General features: G+C 51.6%; 16 protein-coding genes. 4 read left to right on the forward strand and 12 right to left on the reverse strand.

Going from position 1 to position 20,971, the window contains the following annotated elements; genetic code table 11:
- Positions 1 to 55 precede the first annotated feature (55 nt).
- The 4 genes from AC0VZ8_RS29480 to AC0VZ8_RS29495 all read right to left on the reverse strand — a co-directional run bounded on the left by AC0VZ8_RS29480 (position 56) and on the right by AC0VZ8_RS29495 (position 5,176).
- Positions 56 to 2,257, reverse strand: coding sequence for an ABC transporter permease (locus AC0VZ8_RS29480; protein ID WP_475485252.1), 2,202 nt, complete (start codon positions 2,255 to 2,257; stop codon positions 56 to 58).
- The gene (locus tag AC0VZ8_RS29485) at positions 2,250 to 3,119 is read right to left on the reverse strand and encodes an ABC transporter ATP-binding protein (protein ID WP_071219652.1); all 870 of its coding nucleotides are present in this window, start codon (positions 3,117 to 3,119) and stop codon (positions 2,250 to 2,252) included. The genes AC0VZ8_RS29480 and AC0VZ8_RS29485 overlap by 8 nt, the downstream gene beginning before the upstream one ends.
- A gap of 307 nt (positions 3,120 to 3,426) precedes the next feature.
- Positions 3,427 to 4,332 (reverse strand): aldo/keto reductase, encoded by a 906-nt coding sequence (locus tag AC0VZ8_RS29490; RefSeq protein WP_071219654.1) that lies wholly within the window; start codon positions 4,330 to 4,332, stop codon positions 3,427 to 3,429.
- A gap of 49 nt (positions 4,333 to 4,381) precedes the next feature.
- The gene (locus AC0VZ8_RS29495; RefSeq protein WP_260068233.1) at positions 4,382 to 5,176 is read right to left on the reverse strand and encodes a sulfite exporter TauE/SafE family protein; all 795 of its coding nucleotides are present in this window, start codon (positions 5,174 to 5,176) and stop codon (positions 4,382 to 4,384) included.
- 123 nt (positions 5,177 to 5,299) lie between these two features.
- On the opposite strand from AC0VZ8_RS29495, the gene AC0VZ8_RS29500 reads away from it, so the two are divergent.
- Positions 5,300 to 5,479, forward strand: a complete 180-nt coding sequence (locus AC0VZ8_RS29500) for a hypothetical protein (RefSeq protein WP_475485253.1) — start codon at positions 5,300 to 5,302, stop codon at positions 5,477 to 5,479.
- 47 nt (positions 5,480 to 5,526) lie between these two features.
- On the opposite strand, the gene AC0VZ8_RS29505 is transcribed toward AC0VZ8_RS29500, so the two are convergent.
- Both AC0VZ8_RS29505 and AC0VZ8_RS29510 read right to left on the reverse strand, forming a co-directional pair.
- Positions 5,527 to 6,087, reverse strand: coding sequence for a hypothetical protein (locus AC0VZ8_RS29505; protein WP_475485254.1), 561 nt, complete (start codon positions 6,085 to 6,087; stop codon positions 5,527 to 5,529).
- Entirely contained in the window at positions 6,084 to 6,995 is a 912-nt protein-coding gene (locus AC0VZ8_RS29510; RefSeq protein WP_475485255.1) for a hypothetical protein, read from the reverse strand. Before AC0VZ8_RS29510 ends, AC0VZ8_RS29505 begins: the two co-directional genes overlap by 4 nt.
- Positions 6,996 to 7,182: 187 nt before the next feature.
- Between AC0VZ8_RS29510 and ymzB the strand changes: the two genes are divergently transcribed.
- A complete protein-coding gene (gene ymzB, locus AC0VZ8_RS29515) occupies positions 7,183 to 7,524 on the forward strand; it encodes a protein YmzB (protein WP_475485256.1) in 342 nt (113 codons plus the stop codon).
- A 147-nt stretch (positions 7,525 to 7,671) separates the two neighbouring features.
- On the opposite strand, the gene AC0VZ8_RS29520 is transcribed toward ymzB, so the two are convergent.
- From AC0VZ8_RS29520 to AC0VZ8_RS29540, 5 genes are all read right to left on the reverse strand, one after another.
- A complete protein-coding gene (locus AC0VZ8_RS29520; RefSeq protein WP_475485257.1) occupies positions 7,672 to 9,861 on the reverse strand; it encodes an alpha-galactosidase in 2,190 nt (729 codons plus the stop codon).
- A gap of 48 nt (positions 9,862 to 9,909) precedes the next feature.
- The gene (locus tag AC0VZ8_RS29525; protein ID WP_475485258.1) at positions 9,910 to 11,952 is read right to left on the reverse strand and encodes a beta-galactosidase; all 2,043 of its coding nucleotides are present in this window, start codon (positions 11,950 to 11,952) and stop codon (positions 9,910 to 9,912) included.
- 152 nt (positions 11,953 to 12,104) lie between these two features.
- Positions 12,105 to 13,391, reverse strand: coding sequence for an ABC transporter substrate-binding protein (locus AC0VZ8_RS29530; RefSeq protein ID WP_071219664.1), 1,287 nt, complete (start codon positions 13,389 to 13,391; stop codon positions 12,105 to 12,107).
- A gap of 68 nt (positions 13,392 to 13,459) precedes the next feature.
- Positions 13,460 to 14,299: a carbohydrate ABC transporter permease gene (locus tag AC0VZ8_RS29535; protein ID WP_071219665.1), complete on the reverse strand. Its 840-nt coding sequence runs from the start codon at positions 14,297 to 14,299 to the stop codon at positions 13,460 to 13,462.
- Entirely contained in the window at positions 14,300 to 15,181 is an 882-nt protein-coding gene (locus AC0VZ8_RS29540; RefSeq protein WP_071219666.1) for a carbohydrate ABC transporter permease, read from the reverse strand.
- Positions 15,182 to 15,305: 124 nt separating this feature from the next.
- Between AC0VZ8_RS29540 and AC0VZ8_RS29545 the strand changes: the two genes are divergently transcribed.
- Together AC0VZ8_RS29545 and AC0VZ8_RS29550 are read left to right on the forward strand one after the other, a co-directional pair.
- Complete coding sequence (locus tag AC0VZ8_RS29545; RefSeq protein ID WP_475485259.1) at positions 15,306 to 17,150, forward strand: cache domain-containing sensor histidine kinase; 1,845 nt, start codon at positions 15,306 to 15,308, stop codon at positions 17,148 to 17,150.
- Positions 17,128 to 18,765, forward strand: coding sequence for a response regulator transcription factor (locus tag AC0VZ8_RS29550; RefSeq protein ID WP_475485260.1), 1,638 nt, complete (start codon positions 17,128 to 17,130; stop codon positions 18,763 to 18,765). The genes AC0VZ8_RS29545 and AC0VZ8_RS29550 overlap by 23 nt, the downstream gene beginning before the upstream one ends.
- Before the next feature lie 150 nt (positions 18,766 to 18,915).
- On the opposite strand, the gene AC0VZ8_RS29555 is transcribed toward AC0VZ8_RS29550, so the two are convergent.
- On the reverse strand, positions 18,916 to 20,949 hold the full coding sequence (locus AC0VZ8_RS29555; protein WP_475485261.1) for a beta-galactosidase: 2,034 nt from the start codon (positions 20,947 to 20,949) through the stop codon (positions 18,916 to 18,918).
- Between the last annotated feature and the right edge of the window lie 22 nt (positions 20,950 to 20,971).

Genomic DNA, 20,971 nt, shown 5'->3' on the forward strand with positions numbered 1-20,971 from the left:
CCCATTATATCTATTTCTCAATTATAACCGACCGTGTGCATGTGCATAGTCGTCATTATTTGACATTCAACATGGCATTCCATTTCTGCTGCCACTCTTTGTACGTAATCGGGCTCTCCGGATTTAAGTACGAATTCCGTTCGGTGCTCGGGAGCATCAGCCCTTGCTGGTAAAAATGAACCAGCAGCTCTTTGACCTGCTCCCCTCTGCCTTCTTCCAGCGCCCTTCTGACTTGCTGAGCCATACTTATCCCTATTTTGTTTTGAGGATCATCGCCGTCCCCATTCTTGAACAACAGTTGCTGTACCGACCGAAGATTTCCGTAAGCGGATCTCAGCTGTTTATCGCTAAGCCCTTTCTCTTCCACATAATACACATACCAGAAAAGACTGCTGATCTTCCCGCGCACATCTCGTTCGGGATGTTCAAAATAATAATTAAACCCATCCTGGTTGCCAAACAGAATCGAGTTCATCCATTCGCCCGACAAGTTTGAGTAGTTATATGTGTACTGGTTCGAGGACAGAATCAGACGATGGTCCACCCGGGGATAATCAAAACCTTGACCTAAATATAAGATCTTGTCGACGTTGCTGTTGAACGCGGGTACCCACTTGGAGAAATAGTCATACTTTTTTTGCATATCCCGCAGCATCAACACGGATGCCTTCTCCAAATATGGGGTTGTCACGACGGTAATCGGGAGATCATTCCGGCGGATTTCCTTCCAGAACCGACCTCCGTACAGGGAGATGTTCTGCTCGATCCCCCTATCTTCAAACCGCTGGTAGCCGGGCCTCCGTTCCAGTTCCTGCATCCCCGTATACAAGGGAACCGGATACCCTTCCACCTCCAGCTTCATCTCACCGAAAGAATAACGCATCCGGCCGAATTCCCAGCCCAAATAAACATATTTCGGAGGACGGTCTTCGTTATCACTCTTTAAATATACATGCTGATGACCCGGAAGCGGATACCACGCGATAAATCCATCCAGTTTAACTTCGGGACCCACACTGTAAACCGAAAATTCCTCACGGGAGTACCCGGACATAAAATCCATGACCTTGCCCCTATATTCCAGCTCGGCTTGAATGTCTCCTCCCTTGGCATCGCCAACCATCCTTACCGATAACCGATCTCCCTGTCTGCGATAAGGAGCGTCAATACCTTGAAGTTGGACACGCTCAAGCTTGAACATCCGGTTCAGGGTTAACGGAAGCTGCCTCATGCCCGATAATTCGGAGGCGGGTATCGTTAGCTTCGCCATCACGCGAAGTTCATCGTTTGGCAGCCGCTTCAGCTTGATATCATAAGAAGAAACATGATAAAAGGATCCATCTTCAGGATCATCGATATAAGAAACCGTAGGGTCTTCAAGCTTCGCATCAATTTGGGCATATCTTTCCGCCCATAGCGTGCCGTAGGGTACCGCTGCAGCTGCCGTCAATACGACAGCCCCCAGCACCGCGAGCCATCCCGCTTTCAGCAGCATCGTGGGGCGCTTGCGGTTTAACAAGAATAAACACACCGTTAGCAGCAGGAACGTGAAGGCAAGAACGAACCCCCGGGAACTCATTAAATCTTCGCCAAACAGGTCGTACCCCCAATTCTCGTATTCAAACCGATTGGATTGAAGGAAGAATTGGTTGAGGTGAAACACTTGGGCCGGCATCCATCTTAATTCGCTGATAATATAAATTTCCATGAAAAACGTTCCGAACATCCATGCACAGAAACCAATCAAATAAACGATCCGATTCGGAATGCTTGCCCCGAGAAGCATGGCGAGTGCGAGTGTCACCATGTAGGAAACCTCATACTGCACAGCAAATTGCATGGTATGCATCATCGCAATATGACCGGCGATTCCCTGGCTAACCGACAGGATATAGAATATAACCGACGTCGACAACGTGAACAGGGAAAAGTACAACAGACTGACCACATATTTCGACGACAACAAGGTAAAGAAAGACACGGGCAAGCTGTGATTCCATTCAAAGGATCGACGGCGGACATCCCGGCGAATGGACAAGATGCCGATTAACATAGCCGGACCCAGGGTCATCGTATGACCCAGCATGTGGAAGGAATAAGCCGCCGTGTACAGATTATGGTTCGGCCCGTTGCCGCTCGCCGCCTGCAGCATCATAATGATGAACAGAATCGCATAGATAATCGGAAGCGAGGCAAACAAAGGGTTGCCGAACAAAAGCCGAAGCTCAAGAAGACTGTGCCTCCACCATTTATGCATGGCGATCCCTCCGCAGCAGGCTTAGATACCCATCCTCCAGGGTCGGATCCGCGGGAAACGCCCCTGCAACCGGAGCCGCTTGACCGATAAACCGGCAGAGGACGCCTTCCGGAACGGTTCGGGTAGACACGACGGACATGGGATCAATCAAGGCAAATTCGTCCGGGCTCATCACCGCTTCCCATACTTGGCCCTTCCCGCAAGCCTGCAGTTCAGTCAGGCTGCCGTTCATGGCCAATCTCCCCTTGTTCATGACTGCGATACGCCGGCAGTTGCTTTCGATATCGGCGACGATATGGGTGGATAGCAGGACCGTCCGGTCGATGCTAAAGCGGGTTAACACATTCCGGAACCTGACACGCTCCTGGGGATCCAGCCCGGATGTCGGTTCGTCAACGATCAAGATATCAGGCGATCCCAATAATGCTTGGGCAATACCCAGCCTCTGCTTCATTCCCCCGGAATAAGTGCGAACTTTTTTATCAGCCTTTCCCTGGAGATTCACCATCTCGAGCAGCCTGGAGATTTCCTTCTGCCTGGCACTCCGTTCCGTGATCCCTTTCATAGCCGCCACATAATCCAGATAATCCCGGCCGGTCAGCTGCGGATAAATGTGAAAATGCTGCGGCAAATACCCGATCATCTGCCGGATCTCCTCCGGCCGTCCAATCGATATCCCGTTCACTCTCACCTGCCCGGAGGTCGGCGTCAATAAGGTTGCCAGAATGCGCATCAGCGTGGTTTTGCCGGCGCCGTTGGGGCCTAGCAGACCCGTCATACCTTTATCCAATTGTAGAGAAACATCCAAGAGCGCCCAAGCGCCCTTGCGATAGGTTTTTGATAGATGCTCAATGGTAATCATTCTAGAATCCTTTCACCATTAACGATTATGGCATAAGCCGCGCGGTTTACGTTACTTGGAACGAACCATCGTCTCAAAAAGTTTGGCATTTCCAATCTTTTGACGCCAATTCATATATAAGGTACAAAAAAGCCCGTGATCCTTAAAGCGGATTGCGGGCATGATCTATATTCACCTGACGTCAGGCTCTTATTCAGTTATTATAACATGCAAAGATGGGGTTCATCCGTAAACCTTCAGGCCGTAAATATTTCATGTCCCAAAAAATTAACGGGATGGATCATTCACAGGCTTATTTCACCGATCGTTACCGATGAGCCTCATATTGGTTGGCACGACTGATCGCCTGGATCGATTGGATGTCCTGCGGCGATAACTCTTCCTTATTTCCCGCCGCCAAGTTATGCCGCAGCTGTTCAAGCGAGCTTGCACCAGGGATGGTGCAGGCAACTGCGGCATGGGCCAAAGCATATCGAATAGCCAGATGGGATAGATCCGTGTCACCGCCAACCTCTTCAAGCTCCTTGAGTACATCAAGCAGCTCATTTTTGCTGTAATCCAGATAGCCCTTCTCGGCTTTGGCTTGCCCACGGTCCGACAATATGCCGCGGGCAACGGGTCCCCGTGCAATGACGGATATTCCGTTCTCGGCAAGCAGATCGAGCACCGCTTCCTCCGGTCGCCGGTCCAGAATGCTGTACTGGCTCATGACGCTGACGATATTGGATTTCGCAACATACTCGCGGATGACGTTCGGCCGGATGGACGAAATGCCATAGTATCGAATCCACCCTTCCCGCTTCAGCTCTTCAAAAGCTTCAATCGTCTCGTCAATAGGATCATCTAACGTCCCCCCATGAAGCTGATACAGATCGATATAATCCGTACCCAATCTGCGGAGGCTGTCCTTAACGGCGGATTTGATGTATTGCTTGGAAGGATCCCATACCCAGCCATCCTGTCCCGGTACACGACGGTTGCCGACTTTGGTAGCGATGATCACATCCTCGCGCCGGCCTTGAACCGCTTGGCCTACCAGTTCCTCGTTACGGCCTTCGTCGTACAGATCCGCTGTGTCCAGAAAATTCACGCCCCGGTCCAGCGCTTCATGGATAAGCTTCACGGCTTGTCCCTTATCCGTACCCAGTGACATACAGCCCAGCCCGATTTCGCTTACATACAATTCCGAAGATCCCAGCTGATTGGTTCTCATGCTTGATCCCCTCCTCTTCCCTATAATGAATAAGGTTCTACTTCTTTACTTACCCTAAAATATCGATCCAGATCTTCAAGGCCGTAACCGCAATGAGAAGTGCCAAGGCGTATCGCAGCAGTCGGACGTTCATCTTGCGACTGATGATGGCGCCGATGGGGGCACCCATCAAGCTTCCGGCGACCGCGAACAAGGACGGCCAGATCGGAATGTCGCCAGAGGCGATTTTGCCGATAACGCCCCCGACCGCGGACAGAAAGACGATCGCGAGTGATGATGCGATGGTGATCCGCGTCGGTATCTTAAGGATCGTCAGCATGATGGGGATCAGGATAAAGGCGCCTCCAGCGCCGACAATCCCAGCAATACCGCCGACGATAAAGGCTGCGCCCATCGCAATCCCTGAATGATAAGTCACCTCGCTAACCGACCTGTTTTCCATGGTTGCCCGGGTCGGCACAATCATCAATAACACAGCGATAACCGCCAGAAAACCGTAGATCACGTTAATCGTACCGCTGGTCATCAGCATCGAGGACAGACTCCCGATCAGACTGCCAACCAGAGTGCTGATTCCCATCTGAATGACCAATGGCTTGTGAAAGTACGACTCACCGCCACGCGAACTCATCCGGTTGGTGATCATGCCTGACAATGAGGCGAAAAATACCTGCAGCATGCTGATGGACGCCACTTCCTTGGAGGTAAAGGCCTCCAGTCCAAACCAGGAAGGAACGTATAGCAGCAAGGGAAAGTTAATGATCGCTCCGCCAATTCCCAGCAGTCCTGAGAAAAAAGAACCGATGATACCTATAAAGATCATGACTACAAGCTGCACTATCAAGGTGATCGATCTCCAATTCAATTTAATATCGTAACGGCGCACATTGCTATTGAATGTGCCCCGTTGTTGATTTATAATAAACCCAAGTATTTATATCGGAAATAAAGGAGGTGTATGGTGACCATGTTGAATAAGCTGAAATTCCTTTTTCAGGACCGTTGTCCTGACTGCGAGCAGAAGCTGATTTCCAGGCAGGAAGAGATGGCTACGATCAAGCATTGCCCGGATCACCACTACACCGAAGAAATATATAATCAGCTGGGAGTTACGATTGTTTATCATCCCAGCAAAGATAACAGTTAAACTTGGTTAACTCTTGTTAACAATTACGGGCAGAAGTCTTTTGCGCTTTATTCCGTTCCCTCTGCCCATTCCCGTCCGGCCAGCCTGACGAGAAGCAGAACCGCGATCTCGGCAACCATCACAACGAGCGAGCATACAAAAATCACAGGGATCATATCGCCTGAATCCAGATTTAAGATGAACGGATAGGCGATAAGCCATAGCAGCTGCGCGGCCATAAACAAGTGCCCCCGGAGGCGCGCCTTATGATCCAATCCGGATTCGGCGTCTGTGGAATAGGCTTGGATGCCTCGGCAGATTCCGAAAATCAATACCATATGCAAGCAGACGGCAGGCAGATGAATCAGCAGTTCCTTCACCGATTGCATTGGCATGCTGCCTGTCCCCACCTCAGGAAACCAGAATAATGAAAGAACCGACCAGATCAGCAGCATCCAGGCTGACAGATGCCCTGCCCTAAAATATCCGTTTAACGACTGGAGCCGCCATAATCCCGAAGCCATCAGCAGGTATCCCAGCATATCCGGCAATACATCCACAAATTCGATCATCAGGTCGACCAGTACAAAGAGCAGCCCCCACACGATGCGATAACAAGCGCTCCTCATGATCCCTTCCTGCTTTCCCGGACAAATTCCGTCATTTCATGTTCCGTCGGACTTGGTTGATAAGGAATCAGCGTATCTCCATACCATTGCCGCCCGCCTTCCTCCACATAGGTGGTTCTCAATATCAACTGATATACCTGCATGCTGTTCTTAAGCGAAGGCATATTATATTGGTGGCTGATTCTAATGGAATCCCCTTTATTAATCTTGAGTGGAAGCTGAATCTCATCGATAGATTCTCCTCTCAACTCGATGTGCGCTTCCGAAGGCTGTGACTGGTAACTAGTGCCCGGTATTTGTCCGGAAATGTCGGCATGGATTCGAAGATCCCCTCCGTCTGCGATATCCAGCAATTTAGAAGAGAACGCCGATAACTGAAGGTTCCGCTTCATGACGGCAGATTCGTAGCCCGAGTTATCGGAAGAAGATCCGCCTGACGTCCACGATATCGGATGTTGTTCTTCCTGATCATATACGCCAGGCCATATGTAAATCTCCCCGATATCCACTTGTTCCGAGGTTCCATCGGAATATAGCGCGGTAATCTCTCGAACGAGAACCGGTTCCTTAAGCTGCTCTTCTTCTTGCGCTTCTTCCTCAGGAGCGGGTTTATTTAAGTTCACCATCATTTTGCCTAAGTATTGCCTCTGATACTCTGCATATTTGGGGTATGGCGTTACGATCTGTTCGGGATAACCTTCGATCCGGATGGAGCTTAACGTCTTGTCTGATCGTTTGTCCTCTACATAATACAAGTCAAATACGCGGCCTCCCCCTTCCCTCGTTTCCACATGATGCTCAAGGAATACGGTTCTTCCCAGTTGGTTGGCTTCATAATACCAGACATTCCCGACCCAGCTGCAGGCTACGAACAGGATGGCGAGAACATAATACCATTTCTTGCTCATGGCCCCTCCTTATGTATCATGCGATTGTTCCATATTATTTAACTATATTAACACGTAAATAGATGAAGAGGGTTTGATCAGCGTTAATTTTTCATATGTCTGACGGAGGAAGCCCATGAATTTGAAATAAGGTTACGCCATCATGGACAGACTATCTGAAGCCACCCTAAAACCAAGGAAGGTGTTCATGATGAATCCATCGATCGAAGAGGTCACCCGTTGGCTTCAATCCAAAAGCAATCACACTCTGCACATATCCAAGCAAGAAGAGAAGGATCAGGATCAGATTAAAATACAGCTGGAGCGTTTTGAACACCAGCAGCATCAAGAGCAGTCCATCGACGGTTATGGAGACCGCCATGCGCTCCTGCTGCACGGCCCCGGCGTTGTCATCACGGCCGGCCATGAAGCGCCGCTGCCAAGCGATGCCTTCGTCATTGGACTGGACGGGTTAACGGCTGCGGACATCCAGGACCATCAAGTGGTGCTCACTACGGACCGGAGTATCTATTCCATCACCACAACCTAAAGAGCAGCCGGAATGAAACAGCAAGAACCGCCAGAGTTGTTGCAGCTCTGACGGTTCTTTTGGCTTTATTCGCTTAATGATGGATTCATATTATATATAACGCTTGCGCTCGGGCGCAGATGGTACCCTTAGTTTTGAGTCAACAGCTTACACTCGCTCGAATCTCCACATAAAGCTCTGGAAATCGCCATGCATCGCGGGAATGGCCAATCCGGCGTTCATCAGTCGGTCTCCGCCGTAGATATTCCCATCCTCCACGCACCGATAGTCCCCTTCCGGATCCAGCCCTGCCGTGCGCAGCCACACAATCGGCTCATTCGCCTCGCTTAAGATGCGGAAATAATACAGCACCGCTTCCGAGCGATCCTCGGAGACGATGGTCCAGGCTGCTTCGTTCCCTTCGAACGGATTCCGAAGGCGATAGAAATCCCCGAACTGCACCAGATGCCGAATCTCCTTGTACAGTTTCACCTGTTCGCGGACCTCTTCCTTTTCCTGCTCACTGAAGGCCGTCAGGTCAAGCTCATATCCGAAATTGCCCGACATCGCTGCATGGCCTCTCGTACGCAGCGAAGTATTCCGAAACACCTGATGATTCGGAACGGCGGACACATGGGCTCCCATGGAGCTAAGAGGATACACAAGGCTCGTTCCGTATTGAATCTTCAATCGGCTGACGGCATCGGAGTTATCGCTTGTCCACGTCTGCGGCATGTAATACAGCATCCCCGGATCATAACGTCCGCCACCGCCGGAGCAGCTCTCAAACAAAATATGCGGGAACTCGGTCGTCAGCTGCTCCATCACCCGATACAACCCCAGCATATAACGATGGGCCGTTTCCCGCTGGCGCTCAGGCGGCAGCGCAGCCGACCCGATCTCCGTCATATTCCGGTTCATGTCCCATTTCACATAGGTAATCGGCGCACTTTGCAGGATGCTCCGAAGCATATCGGCCACCGCATCGCCTACTTCCTCACGGGAGAAGTCCAGGATCAGCTGCTGTCTTCCTTCCGTTCGCCGGCGTCCATCCACATGCAGGCACCAGTCCGGATGCTGACGGTACAGATCGCTATCCGGGGAAATCATCTCCGGCTCAAACCACAAGCCGAACTGCATATCCAGATTGCGGACCCGCTTCACGAGATCCTCAAGGCCCTCCGGCAGCTTGTTCTTGTCAACGACCCAATCCCCAAGGGAAGTCGTATCATCATTTCGCTTGCCGAACCATCCGTCATCCAGCACGAACAGCTCGATACCGAGATCCCTTCCGGCGCTGGCGATCTGCTCGATTTTATCCGCATTAAAGTTAAAGTAGGTCGCTTCCCAGTTGTTAACCAGCACCGGGCGCGTGGCATCCCGGAATTGCCCCCGGCTCAGCCTTGTACGGTACATCTTATGATAGCGTCTGGACATGCCGCCGAGGCCCTCCGCCGAGAAGACCATTACCGCTTCCGGCGTCTGGAACGATTGTCCCGGCTCCAGCAGCCAGGAAAAATCGAATGGATTCAATCCCATCGTGACCCGGGCTGTTTCGTATTGATCCACCTCAACCTGCGCGGAGAAGCTGCCGCTGTATACAAGGCTGAAGCCGTACACCTCACCATGCTCTTCGCCGGCGCCTTCGGACAGCAGCGCAAGGAACGGATTATGGTTATGGCTGCTTGAACCCCTGCGACTCTCAATTCCCTGCATGCCGGGAGATAATCTTCTGCGCTGCACATGGCGCTCTCTCGCCCATGCCCCATGAAGATGCAAAAGATCATAACGGCTATGATTCATATCCACGCTGGCGCTCATGGCACGCAGCAGGGTGATGTTCTCCTTGCTGTCATTACGGAAGGACACGGAACGCGTGATGGCGTCGAACGCATGCATGACCGTATAAGACAAATAAATCGTCAAGCCGCTTACCCGATCTAGCAGTTCCAGCTCCAGCGTATCCGCCTCGGCATCCTGTTCCGTGTATACGGCAGGCAAGCCTTCCAGCTTCGGTTTGCCGCTGTATATCCGGTGACGGACATATTCCGCTTCGGTGACCGTAGCCCCGTTAGCCAGCTGTACCTGATACGCAGGCTGCCGGAAATCGCCGCTGCCGTAGCCCGGATATTCCTGAGGCAAGCTGTCCAGGGAAAAGGAAGCGTCCTCGCGAAACGGCGTGGGCGAAAAGGATGCTCTTCCCCGGCGCTCCAGTAAATTGCCGACGCGGTTATCGCGAATCCGGCGCCCCCAATAGGCATGCGCCGGATAAACGCCCCGCACAAGCTCAATCACGTAACTTGACCGATCGCTTTGGAGATGGAACACTCCCAGATCTTCATGAAAATGTATACTCACTGCTTTTTGCCCCCTAACAAGGTCCGAGTTAAATCTCCATGGTCCTTCTTAAGACCTTACGGCGGCCGTCCTTTCCAGAATCATGACGTCCCTTCCCGGAATCGTAACATGGCCTGAAATCTGCCGGCTGCCCAGGAGATCGAATTGATTGGCAGAACCTGCATCAAACGTCATCTCTTCGGCATTGTGGTTCATGATGAACAAGTAGGAGTTCCCCTCCTTCACCCGCTCTACCACCTCTACTCCGGCTGGTGTTTCAAGTAGCGGCTTCACGCCCTGTTCTTCGCACAGATTGGCGAGAAATCCCTGCAGGAACTGCGAATCCGGACTGCTCGCCACATAATAGGCCTGACCTTCGCCAAAAACATTCTTCGTGAGAACAGGCGTGCCTTTATAGAAGTCGGATCCGTACTCCGCCAGAACCTCCGCTGTCTCCGCATGGATGATGTCACACAAAGTTCCACATGGATAACTTCCACGCAGCGACCCCCAATCCTGCTTCATGTTGATCTGATTTTGCTGTCCGGGAAGCAGGGCATCGATCTCCTCGGCCCAGATGCCAGTCACCTTGCGCAGCTCGCCGGGATGACCTCCCAGGGTCACCAGATCGTTCTCATTGACGATGCCGCTGAAGAAGGTCGTCACAAAGGTTCCGCCCCTGGACACAAACCGCTCTACTCGCTGGGCAACGCCAGGCTTAACCATATACATCACCGGGGCAATCACCACATCGTACTTGCTCAAGTCCTCCTCAACGCTGATGATATCCGTCTGGATATTCAGCTGGTACAGCGCATCATAATACTTATGAACCTCATCCACGTAATTCAGCGCTTTGGAAGGTCCGCTTGACAGCTCTAGCGCCCAACGATTCTCCCAATCATACATAATCGCTACCTTGGCGTCCGAACGGGAATCGAGCAGCTTGTCTCCGATCTGCAGCAGCTCTTGCCCCAGCTCCGCGCATTCCCGGAAGACCCGGGTATGCTCATGTCCCACATGCTCGATCAATGCGCCATGGAATTTCTCGCATGCCCCGACGGAACGGCGGAGCTGGAAGAACATGATCGTATCCGCGCCATGCGCTACGGCCTGATAACTCCACAGCCTCATTACGCCGGGACGCTTAGCGGAATTGTAGGGCGACCAGTTCTGAACGCTCGGAGTCTGCTCCATCAGCATGAACGGCTGTCCGCTTTTCAGCCCGCGCATCAGATTATGCGACATCGCCGTAAAGCTTACCGGCGTATCGATCGCGGGATAGTTGTCCCAGGATACCACATCCATGTGCTTCGCCCACTCGAAGTAATTCAGCTCCGGATAAAATCCCATCAGATTGGTCGTGACCGGAATATCCGGCGTAACCTTCTTCAGCTCATCTCTTTCCAGTCGGTAACATTGCAGCAAGCTGTCGGACTGGAAACGGCGGTAATCCAGCGATATCCCTTGGAAGAAGGTTCGGTTTCCGCCGAATTCCTCGCTGAGCGCATTCGGTACCACAATCTCGTCCCATTCGTAAAAGGTATGGCCCCAAAAGCCGGTATTCCATGCGGCATTCAGCTTGTCGAGCGACCCGTAGCGCTCTTTCAGCCAGACGCGGAACTGCAACTCGCAGTTGTCGCAATAACAATACCCGCCGTACTCATTCGAGACGTGCCAGATGACCAGTGCCGGATGATCCTTGTAACGCTCAGCCAGCTTACGCGCCATCAGCACCGAATATTTGCGATATGTCGGGCTGTTCGGACATGAATTATGGCGACCGCCGAATTTGCGTTTGCGCCCATCGTAGTCAACACGCAGGATGTCCGGGTATTTCTTGGCCATCCAGGCCGGATGCGCCCCCGTGCTTGTTGCCAAGCAGACATGAACCTGCTCCTCTGCCAAGCGGTCCATAATTTCATCAAGCCACGTGAAATCATAGCTGTCCTCATCGCGCTGCGTTTTCGCCCAGGAGAATACATTGAGGGTCGCCACGTCAACACCGGCCAGCTCGAACATCCGCAGGTCCTCTTCCATCGTTGCCTTATCCCATTGCTCGGGATTATAGTCCCCGCCATACCATATCTTGGGTAAACGTTGATTAATCATCAAATTGCCTCCTTCTTCGTTCTTCTAGCTAGGAAAATCGTAACGATCGACGTAATTTGAATCTTAAAGAAAAGAGGCACCATCCCAAGTCTTGTCGGACAGGGATCATACCTCTTATGATGATTCGCTAACTTGGATTAGAGTGCTGCTCCTTACTTTTTCAGACTATCCCAGGATGTCTGCATATCCTCAAGCATCTTGTTCGCATCGGATTTGCCGGCGAAGAAGGCCTGCATCGCACCGGAGAATTCCTGTGCTACACCGTCAGGGAACTTCGCGGATTGTCTTGGCAGTACTTTTCCAGCCTGCACATACTCCCACACAGCGGAGCCGAGGTCACCCATATCCTCAGGCGTTGCTTCGATGGTCTTCAAGGCCGGAATGAATTTGAATTTTTTGACGATGTATTCTTTACCGATATCGGATGTCACAAACCAGTTCAGGAAAATCTTCGCTTCTTCCTTCGACGCGGAATCCTTGTTGATGACCAGGTTCGCAGGTACGCCTACGTTCAGCTTGTCATTCAGCTCCGCATTGTCGCCAAGCGGCATCGGCAGGTAGCCAAGATTCAGGTCCGGATTGATGGCATCAATCTCGGTTTGGGCCCAGTTGCCGTTCTGCATCATGGCTGCTTTGCCGGTAGCCAGCAGGGAGATGGCCGTATTGTAATCAGTGGTCAGCGGGTTTTTGTTCCCGTGATCCAATGTCAGCTGCATCAGCTTGGCCCACTCTTCGAACTTCGCATTGCCCGCGAATTTTTGCGTGCCGTCGTTCAAGCCCTGGATAAAGGCATTCGGATCCTCCTGCTGGGCAAACGCCGGGTTAATGCCTTGGTTACCGATCAACCACCATTCCTGATAAGCATTAGCAAAAGGGGTTATGCCTGCCGCTTCCAGCTTCTTCGCGGCATCTTCCAGTTGGGCATAGGTTTTAGGAAGCTCGGTAATGCCCGCTTGCTCAAACAAATCTTTATTGTAGATGTAACCCCATCCTTCAAGGTTCATCGGCATGCCGTATACTTTACCGTCTTTGGTCATCGGCTCTTTCGCCATGTCCACCAGATCGTTCACCCAAGGCTGATCGGACAGATCCTCCAGGCGGTCAATCCACATCTCCATCTCGGCGTCGCCGCCATTGGAGAAAATATCAGGCGCATCGTTGGATGCAAATTTCGTTTTCAGAGCAGCACCATAGTCTGCACCGCCGCCCACGGTTTGAATATCCAGCTTGATGTTCGGATACTCCTTCTCGAATTCAACCTTGAGTTCATTCAAGCCGTCTACGATCTCGGTTTTGAATTGGAAAATCTTAACGGTTTTCACTTCGCCGGAAGCTCCATCCGAGCTTCCGCCCTGGCCTTCCTCCGACTTGCCGCCGCAGGCCGCAAGCAGCAGCGAGAAAGCCAGCAGCATCACGAGTGATAATTTCATTTTGTTCATCTTTACTACCCCCTAGAATTGTTTATATATAAAGATGGAATAACCGATTTGGGAGAGCCGGGCTGCCTTTACCCCTTAACGGAGCCGGCAGCAACGCCTTCAACAATGTACTTCTGTAATGACAGGAAGAAGATGATAATCGGCGTAATGCCCAGCACGAGCGCCGGCAGCGCCATATCCCATTGCTTCGAATACTGCCCGAAGAAGGCAAAGGTCGCAAGCGGAATCGTCCGCAGTTCCGGACTTTGCAGAATCAAGGACGGCAGCAGGTAGTCGTTCCATACCCACAGACAGTTCAAGATGATGACCGTCACCATCATAGGTTTCAGCATCGGCAAAACGATCCGGGCAAATACTCTGAACGGAGAAGCTCCGTCGACCGTGGCGGCCTCTTCGATTTCAAGCGGAATGCCTTTCACGAATCCGTGGAACAGGAAGACCGACAACGGGATGCCGAGTCCCAGATAACTGAGAATCAAGCCCACGATGCTGTTGTTAACGCCCAGGAAGTTAATGACCTGCAGCAATGGAATCATAATGGATTGGAACGGAATGACCATCGCCGATACGAACAGCATGAACACGATTTGATTGAATCTCGTATTGGATCGAACCATTCGGTAAGCCGCCATCGCACTCAGCATGGCGATGATTAAATTACTGATAACCGTGATGATGACGGAATTCGCGAATGCTTCCGGGAAGCGGGTCATTTCCCAAGCCTTGCTGTAGTTGTCAAAATGAAAAGCGGTTGGCCAGTTGGCCGCGTCGACCATAATATCGCCCAGCGATTTGACCGAGTTCACCAGCAGGAAGTAAAAGGGCGCCAGGAAGATCAGCGCTATAATGACCATCACAATCTGCAATACGATCGTGGAAGCCGACATAGGAGGTTTCTTCGATCTCATTTAAGCTTCAACCTCCTTCTGCTTCGTTAATCGGACTTGAATGAGCGTGATGACGGCAACGACCAGGAAGAAGATCAGGGACTTGGCCGTCCCGAGTCCATACCGGTTGTTCAGGAATGCCTCATTGTACACGTTCATGGCCAGTGATTCCGTGGAGCGGTATGGCCCGCCCTTCGTGAGGGACAGGTTCAGGTCGAACATTTTGAAGGACCAGGATATCGCCAGGAATAAACATACGGTGACCGCCGGCATGATGAGCGGAACGATGATGCTCTTAAGCACTTGAAACCGGTTCGCTCCATCAATCTCGGCAGCTTCCATGACTTCCTTGGACACATTCGTAATGGACGCGATGTAGATGACCATCAGATAGCCTGACGATTGCCATACAAAGACCATGACAATGCCCCAGAAGCCGGTCACTTCGTCTCCCAGCCACGGAAGATTAAAGAACGGAATCCCCGTAGCCTCGCCAACGGTGGCAAAGCCCTTTATGAAGATGAACTGCCAGATGAAGCCCAGCAGCAATCCGCCGATCACGTTCGGCATGAAGAAGATCGTCCGCAGCCAGTTGCGCGCCCTAATATTTTTCGTTAAGAAGTAGGCCAGGAAAAAACCGACCAGATTCGTTAGAAGCACGCCAACGATCGTAAACTTGGTGGTAAACCAGAAGGACTGTGCGAATGCGCTGTCATTTGTGAAAATCTGTTTGAAATTGTCCAGCCCGACCCATTCGACATTCCCCGAGACACCATTCCAGTTGGTAAACGAGTAATACATCCCCATCACAAATGGGATAATGATCGTAATACCGAAAAACAGCAGCGCGGGTCCGATATAAACCAACTGCTGCGTCAAGGCAGCCGTTCTCTTGCTGTTCATGTAAATCCCCCTCCGCTTGTCCTATCGTTTCTCTATCCATTTCTCTATGATTTAATTATGCTAAGATGAAGACCCTGGGACTACCACAGGATGTGAACTAAATGGTATAGAAAATTGATCGGCGGTGAATTTATTGAACTGGAATTGGAACAGCATTCGCACAAAATTGATTACCTTTATGATCATGGCCACCATCATTCCGACCACCATCTCCATGATCATCAGCTATGTCATGACCACCAACTCGCTCAAGGAACGGGCCGTTGTTGAAAATATGAACCTTCTCTATCAGGGACGGTTGAATTTGGAGAGCTATTTGGAAGACATGAACCGTAATTCCCTTACGGTTTATTCGGATCCGGATTTTTTCCGCAGCCTTTATTATAGTCATGAGAACATCAATGCCAGCGGCAGGCAGTCCGCCACGCTGCAGTCCATTCAAAAAGCCATCAGCGGCTCCAGACAGGTCTATCTTTATGTCGACGGCAAAAGAGAGGCCACATTGTTCGCCCAGGATATCGCCAGAAAAACAAGTGACGTCAACCTCTATCCCGAAATTCCCGATCTTAGTAACGATACGGTGGTCTTGCAGCCGCCCCATCCCCTGCACACGTATGGCTTTCAGTTAGCTTATCCCTACGAGGCCGATAAACAAGTATTCACGATGTACCGGGTCATAGAACGCGTCCCTTCTACCGAGCGATTAGGCATTCTCGCCATCGATATGGATATGAACTTCCTGAGCCGGATCAGCAATCAGCTGTTCCAGCCCGAACATGAGCAGCTGTATATTACGAATGAAGCCGGTTATATCATGTATGCCGGCCATGACGAGAGGCTTGGACAGCAGCTTCAAACGGAATGGTACGACACCATCAAGCAGTCCGGCAAGAAGGAAGGCCATTTCGAGTATAACAACAAAATCTATCTGTATAACAATATCAAAACATCGATCAGCGACTGGACGATGATTAAGGAGATTCCTTCCTCCTATATTCTGAGCAGCGCGGACAAAGCAGCCTTCGTCAATATTTTGCTGATCGGCGTGTCCCTTATTCTCATCATCGCCGCCACGATCTGGATTTCGGTCTATATCACGGCGCCGATCCGGGAATTGGTGGGCCTTATGAGCCAAGTCAAAAGCGGACGAATGACTGTGGATATCTCCTCCAATCGCAAAGACGAAATCGGAACCCTCCACCGCAGGTTTGGCAGCATGATGGATACGATCAACAACCTCATCCTGCAGGAATACAAGCTGAAGCTGGCGAACCGGACCAACCAGCTCCGGGCGCTGCAGGCTCAGGTGAACCCGCATTTTATGAACAATGCGCTGCAAACCATCGGCACCCTTGCGCTAGAGCATGGCATGAAGAGGATTTACTCCCTGATCTCCGCTCTTGCCCGGATGATGAGATACAGCATGTACAATACGGACAAGCCGGTCACCTTGGCTACGGAGCTCGATCATATTAAGGATTACGCGGAGCTGCAGAAGGAACGATTTGAGAATCAGTTCGACTTCCGTTACGATGTGGATGAGTCGACTTTGCAAGTGTTGATCCCGAAAATGCTGGTTCAGCCGCTGATCGAGAACTTTTTCAAGCATGGCATGAACCCCTTGGCGGAAAACAATTACATCGCGCTAAAAAGTAAGCGCCTGTCGGCCTCCATCGTGCAAATCACGGTTGAGGACAACGGAAACGGAATGCAGGATGAGCCCTTTCAAACTCTGCAGGAGCATTTGCTTCGGATGGAAGAGATGGATCTGGAACAGCTTCAGGTTCTTTCCGAAATGGACACGGAAGACAGCAGCGGGATCGGACTTATCAACATCATGACAAGGCTGAGACTGTATTATCGCGGAAAATCCAAGTTCAGCATCGAAAACAACAAGCCGCATGGCTTTCGAGTTGTACTGACTATAAATGTGGAAGGTGAAACGGATGAAGGCATTGATCGTGGATGACGAGTCACGCGTGCGTAAAGCCATAAGACTGCTGGTCCAATGGGAGACGCACGGGATTACCGATATTGAGGAAGCCGCCAATGGCCTTGAGGCGATGGAGCTGATTCCGGCGTTCCGACCGAGCCTCGTGCTCATGGATATGCTGATGCCGCTCAAAAACGGCGTGGATCTCATGGAATGGATTCATAAAAATTACCCGGATATCAAATTCATTGTTATCAGCGGGCATGACGACTTCGAATTCGTACGCAACACCATCTGGTACAGCGGCACGGATTATATCCTGAAGCCCATTGAGGAAGCCGTTATCAACCAAGCGGTAGCCAAGGCGACGGCCGCCTGGAAAGCCGAGGAACGGGAGCGCCTTGCGGCGCGGCAGCAGCATGTTCAGGTGAACGAGTACCGGCCGGTCTATTCCGAGAAGCTGTTATCCAGCCTTATCGATGACAAAAGCGCCCATTCCCAGGTGGTCCATCGCCTCAAGGATGAAGGCATCGTACCGGAGCAAACGCAGACGATACGACTGGCCGTCATGCAAATGGACAAGTCAGACCACGCGCTTTATAGCCGCTTTGGCCATCATCAGGATTTGCTCATGTTTGCCCTGCTCAATATTTGCAATGAATTTCTGCAAAAGGACCGGATCGGGATCGCCTTCCGTCACTTTGGTTCACCTCACCAACTGGTTATTTTGCTGTGGGATCAACTTGCCACACTTGCCACGCTGCTACAAGAGATCAATAACGGGATGCACCGCACCTTGTCGCGCCACATGCATTTTGGCGTGAGTCCCGACGGTCAATACCCGGCAGACATTCCGGAATTGTATGCCCGATGCTCGTCTGCCCTGCATCAGCGCGATTTAACGGTGCTTAATCACTTTATCCATGATACAGAGGAGCAGCGCCGATCGGGCGTTGACCATCATAAAGGCGTGCAGTTCAGCGGGTATGAGGATCCCTGGAAGCTCGCCATACTTAGCGGCCAGCCCGCTCCCATAACCGAAGCCGTAGAGTCATTCATCGCAGCTATTCGGAAAAGCGGCGTTCTCACGCCCGAGCTTCTGGAGCGTTGGGACCGCGATATCGAAAGATTCGCCAATCACGTCATTCATGAAACCGCTAACCCGTCGTCTGAAGCTTTGTTGAAATTGTACAAAGAGGAAAGCGCCACCATCGAGCGGCCAAGCCCGGACAAGTATGTGTGCTCGCTGTCCGAGTGGCAGCAGTATTGGATTGAATTAATGAGCCTGCTGGCCTCGGCTGTGCAGACTCAGAAGCAAACGGGTAAGGACCTGATCCATGACATTACGGCATTTATCGAGCAAAATTATCAGAACGACGTGTCGCTGTATGATATTGCAAATCGATTTCACGTAAGCCGTGAGTACATTTCCCGCAAATTCAAGCAAAGGCACGGCATTAACATCCCGGAACATCTGAACCGCATCCGCATCTCCAAGGCCAAAATCCTGCTGCAAAACCCGGGCTTGAAAATGGCAGCGATTTCCGAAATGGTCGGCTTCAAGAACGAGAAATATTTCAGTCTTGTCTTTAAGAAGCAAGAGGGCATTTCGCCGAAGGAATTCCGCAAGCTGCATGAGCAGGAAGCGTAGACTGGGCAGCGGTTTGCTGCTAAAGGCAAGCAGCCTGAGTTGGGCATATAAAATAAAGCAGAGAGAGCATGGGAATCCCCTGCTTTCTCTGCTTTTTTATGTGAACCCTTAGAGCGATTAATGCCCTCGCAGAAACTTCATGCACTCCTTCTAGCCCAGCTGCTTCTCCAAGATCATGACTCCGCGTGCCGGCACTTCGCAGGAATCTCGATGCTCCTCTCCTGTCAGCAGGTCAACGTAGGTCTCCCCTTCCAATGGCACGAGTTTGCTCTCCGGCATGTGATTAAGTACAAAGGTGAACTCCACGCCCTCCTTCACGCGTTTTGTCACCTCAACGCCTTCCGGAGCCTTCAGGACGGGCTCAATCCCATGGTCATTGCATATCGTTTGCATCAGGTCCTTCAGGAATTTAGGCTCCGGACTTGTGGCCACATACCATGCCTTCCCCTGCCCGAAGGAATTCACGGTTAACGATGGCATCCCCTGATAGTAATCGGAGCCGTATTCGGCAACGACTTCCGCTCCTTCAGCATGGATCACGTCGCATAGAATGCCGCAGTCGTAGGTGCCCTCCAGTTGTCCCTTCCGGCCTCGCAGCACCATCTGATTCTGCTGGCCCGGAAGCAGCGCATCAATCTCCTCGGCCCAAACTCCCATCACCTTGCGCAGCTCGCCCGGATAACCGCCCAGCGTCACCAGATCATTCTCGTTCACGATCCCGCTGAAGAAGGTCGTCACAAAGGTTCCGCCCTGCGATACAAAGGCCTCCACGCGCTCTGCAAATCCCTGCTTTGCCATATACATCACAGGTGCGATGACAACGTCATACTTCCGGAAGTCCTCATCCACGCTGATCATATCGGTCTGAATATGCAGCTGGTGCAGAGCATCATAATATTTATGGACCTCATTCACGTAATTAAGGGCAACGGTCGGACCGCTCGACAGGTCAATGCCCCATCGATTCTCCCAGTCGTAGATGATCGCAACTTTGGCGTCGGAACGGGCATCCAGGATTCGGTCCCCCAGCTGCTGCAGCTCCTTGCCCAGCTCCGCGCACTCGCGGAATACGCGGGTATGTTCATGTCCTACATGTTCAATGACCGCTCCGTGATATTTCTCGCAGGCTCCGATCGAACGGCGCAGCTGGAAGAACATCACCGTATCCGCGCCATGGGCGACCGCTTGATAGCTCCACAACCGCATAACCCCAGGTCGCTTGGCAGAGTTATACGGCTGCCAGTTCTGGACGCTCGGCGTCTGCTCCATGAGCATAAAAGGCTGCCCGCCCTTAAGTCCCCGCATCAAGGCATGCGCCATAGCCGTATAGCTGTATGGCGTATCCAGAGACGGGTAGTTGTCCCAGGATACAACATCCATCTCTTTGGCCCATTTGAAGTAATCCAGCTCCGGATAGAAGCCCATCAGATTCGTGGTCACCGGAATATCTGGCGTGATCCGCTTTAATTCATCCCGCTCCAGCTTATAGCAGTCCAGCAGGCTGTCCGACTGGAAACGGCGGTAATCCAGGGATATGCCTTGGAAATTGGTCCGATTACCGGACCACTCCTCGCTTAATGCGTTAGGTACAACAATGTCTTCCCAGTCGTAGAAGGTATGTCCCCAGAAGCGGGTATTCCATGCCTTGTTCACGGCATCCAGCGTGCCGTAGCGCTGCTCAAGCCAAGTCCGGAATGCCGCAGCGCAATTATCGCAGTAACAATATCCGCCGTATTCGTTCGATACGTGCCAGATCAGGACGGCAGGATGATCCTTATAACGATCCGCCAGCTTGCCGGCCATGGCTTTGGCGTATTTACGGTAAGTGGGGCTGTTCGGGCAGGAGTTATGACGACCTCCGAATTTGCGTTTACGTCCCTCGTAGTCGACGCGCAGCACATCCGGGTATTTACGGGCCATCCAGGCCGGATGGGCCCCTGTGCTGGTTGCCAGACAGATATATACCCCGTTCCGGTACAGCCGTTCGATCGTCTCGTCCAGCCAGACAAAATCGTACGTATCCTCATTCGGCTGACTCAAAGCCCAGGAGAATACATTGACGGTGGCCACATCGATGCCCGCCAGCTTAAACATGCGGTCATCTTCCTTCCACGCTTCTGCATCCCATTGCTCGGGATTATAATCGCCGCCATACCACATTTTGGGTAACTTTTCGTTAATCATTTAGGGTTCAGCTCCTTTAGCT

This window comes from Paenibacillus sp. QJM3NY_38 (assembly GCF_056173265.1).

What these genes read in the sequence shown, in the direction of transcription:
- AC0VZ8_RS29500 (WP_475485253.1), top strand. Translation starts at nt 5,300, where the DNA reads ATGTTGAATAAGCTGAAATTCCTTTTTCAGGACCGTTGTCCTGACTGC.
- AC0VZ8_RS29480 (WP_475485252.1), bottom strand. Translation starts at nt 2,257, where the DNA reads ATGCATAAATGGTGGAGGCACAGTCTTCTTGAGCTTCGGCTTTTGTTC.
- AC0VZ8_RS29510 (WP_475485255.1), bottom strand. Translation starts at nt 6,995, where the DNA reads ATGAGCAAGAAATGGTATTATGTTCTCGCCATCCTGTTCGTAGCCTGC.
- AC0VZ8_RS29485 (WP_071219652.1), bottom strand. Translation starts at nt 3,119, where the DNA reads ATGATTACCATTGAGCATCTATCAAAAACCTATCGCAAGGGCGCTTGG.
- AC0VZ8_RS29525 (WP_475485258.1), bottom strand. Translation starts at nt 11,952, where the DNA reads ATGATTAATCAACGTTTACCCAAGATATGGTATGGCGGGGACTATAAT.
- AC0VZ8_RS29555 (WP_475485261.1), bottom strand. Translation starts at nt 20,949, where the DNA reads ATGATTAACGAAAAGTTACCCAAAATGTGGTATGGCGGCGATTATAAT.
- AC0VZ8_RS29535 (WP_071219665.1), bottom strand. Translation starts at nt 14,299, where the DNA reads ATGAGATCGAAGAAACCTCCTATGTCGGCTTCCACGATCGTATTGCAG.
- ymzB (WP_475485256.1), top strand. Translation starts at nt 7,183, where the DNA reads ATGATGAATCCATCGATCGAAGAGGTCACCCGTTGGCTTCAATCCAAA.
- AC0VZ8_RS29505 (WP_475485254.1), bottom strand. Translation starts at nt 6,087, where the DNA reads ATGAGGAGCGCTTGTTATCGCATCGTGTGGGGGCTGCTCTTTGTACTG.
- AC0VZ8_RS29530 (WP_071219664.1), bottom strand. Translation starts at nt 13,391, where the DNA reads ATGAACAAAATGAAATTATCACTCGTGATGCTGCTGGCTTTCTCGCTG.
- AC0VZ8_RS29490 (WP_071219654.1), bottom strand. Translation starts at nt 4,332, where the DNA reads ATGAGAACCAATCAGCTGGGATCTTCGGAATTGTATGTAAGCGAAATC.
- AC0VZ8_RS29540 (WP_071219666.1), bottom strand. Translation starts at nt 15,181, where the DNA reads ATGAACAGCAAGAGAACGGCTGCCTTGACGCAGCAGTTGGTTTATATC.
- AC0VZ8_RS29550 (WP_475485260.1), top strand. Translation starts at nt 17,128, where the DNA reads ATGAAGGCATTGATCGTGGATGACGAGTCACGCGTGCGTAAAGCCATA.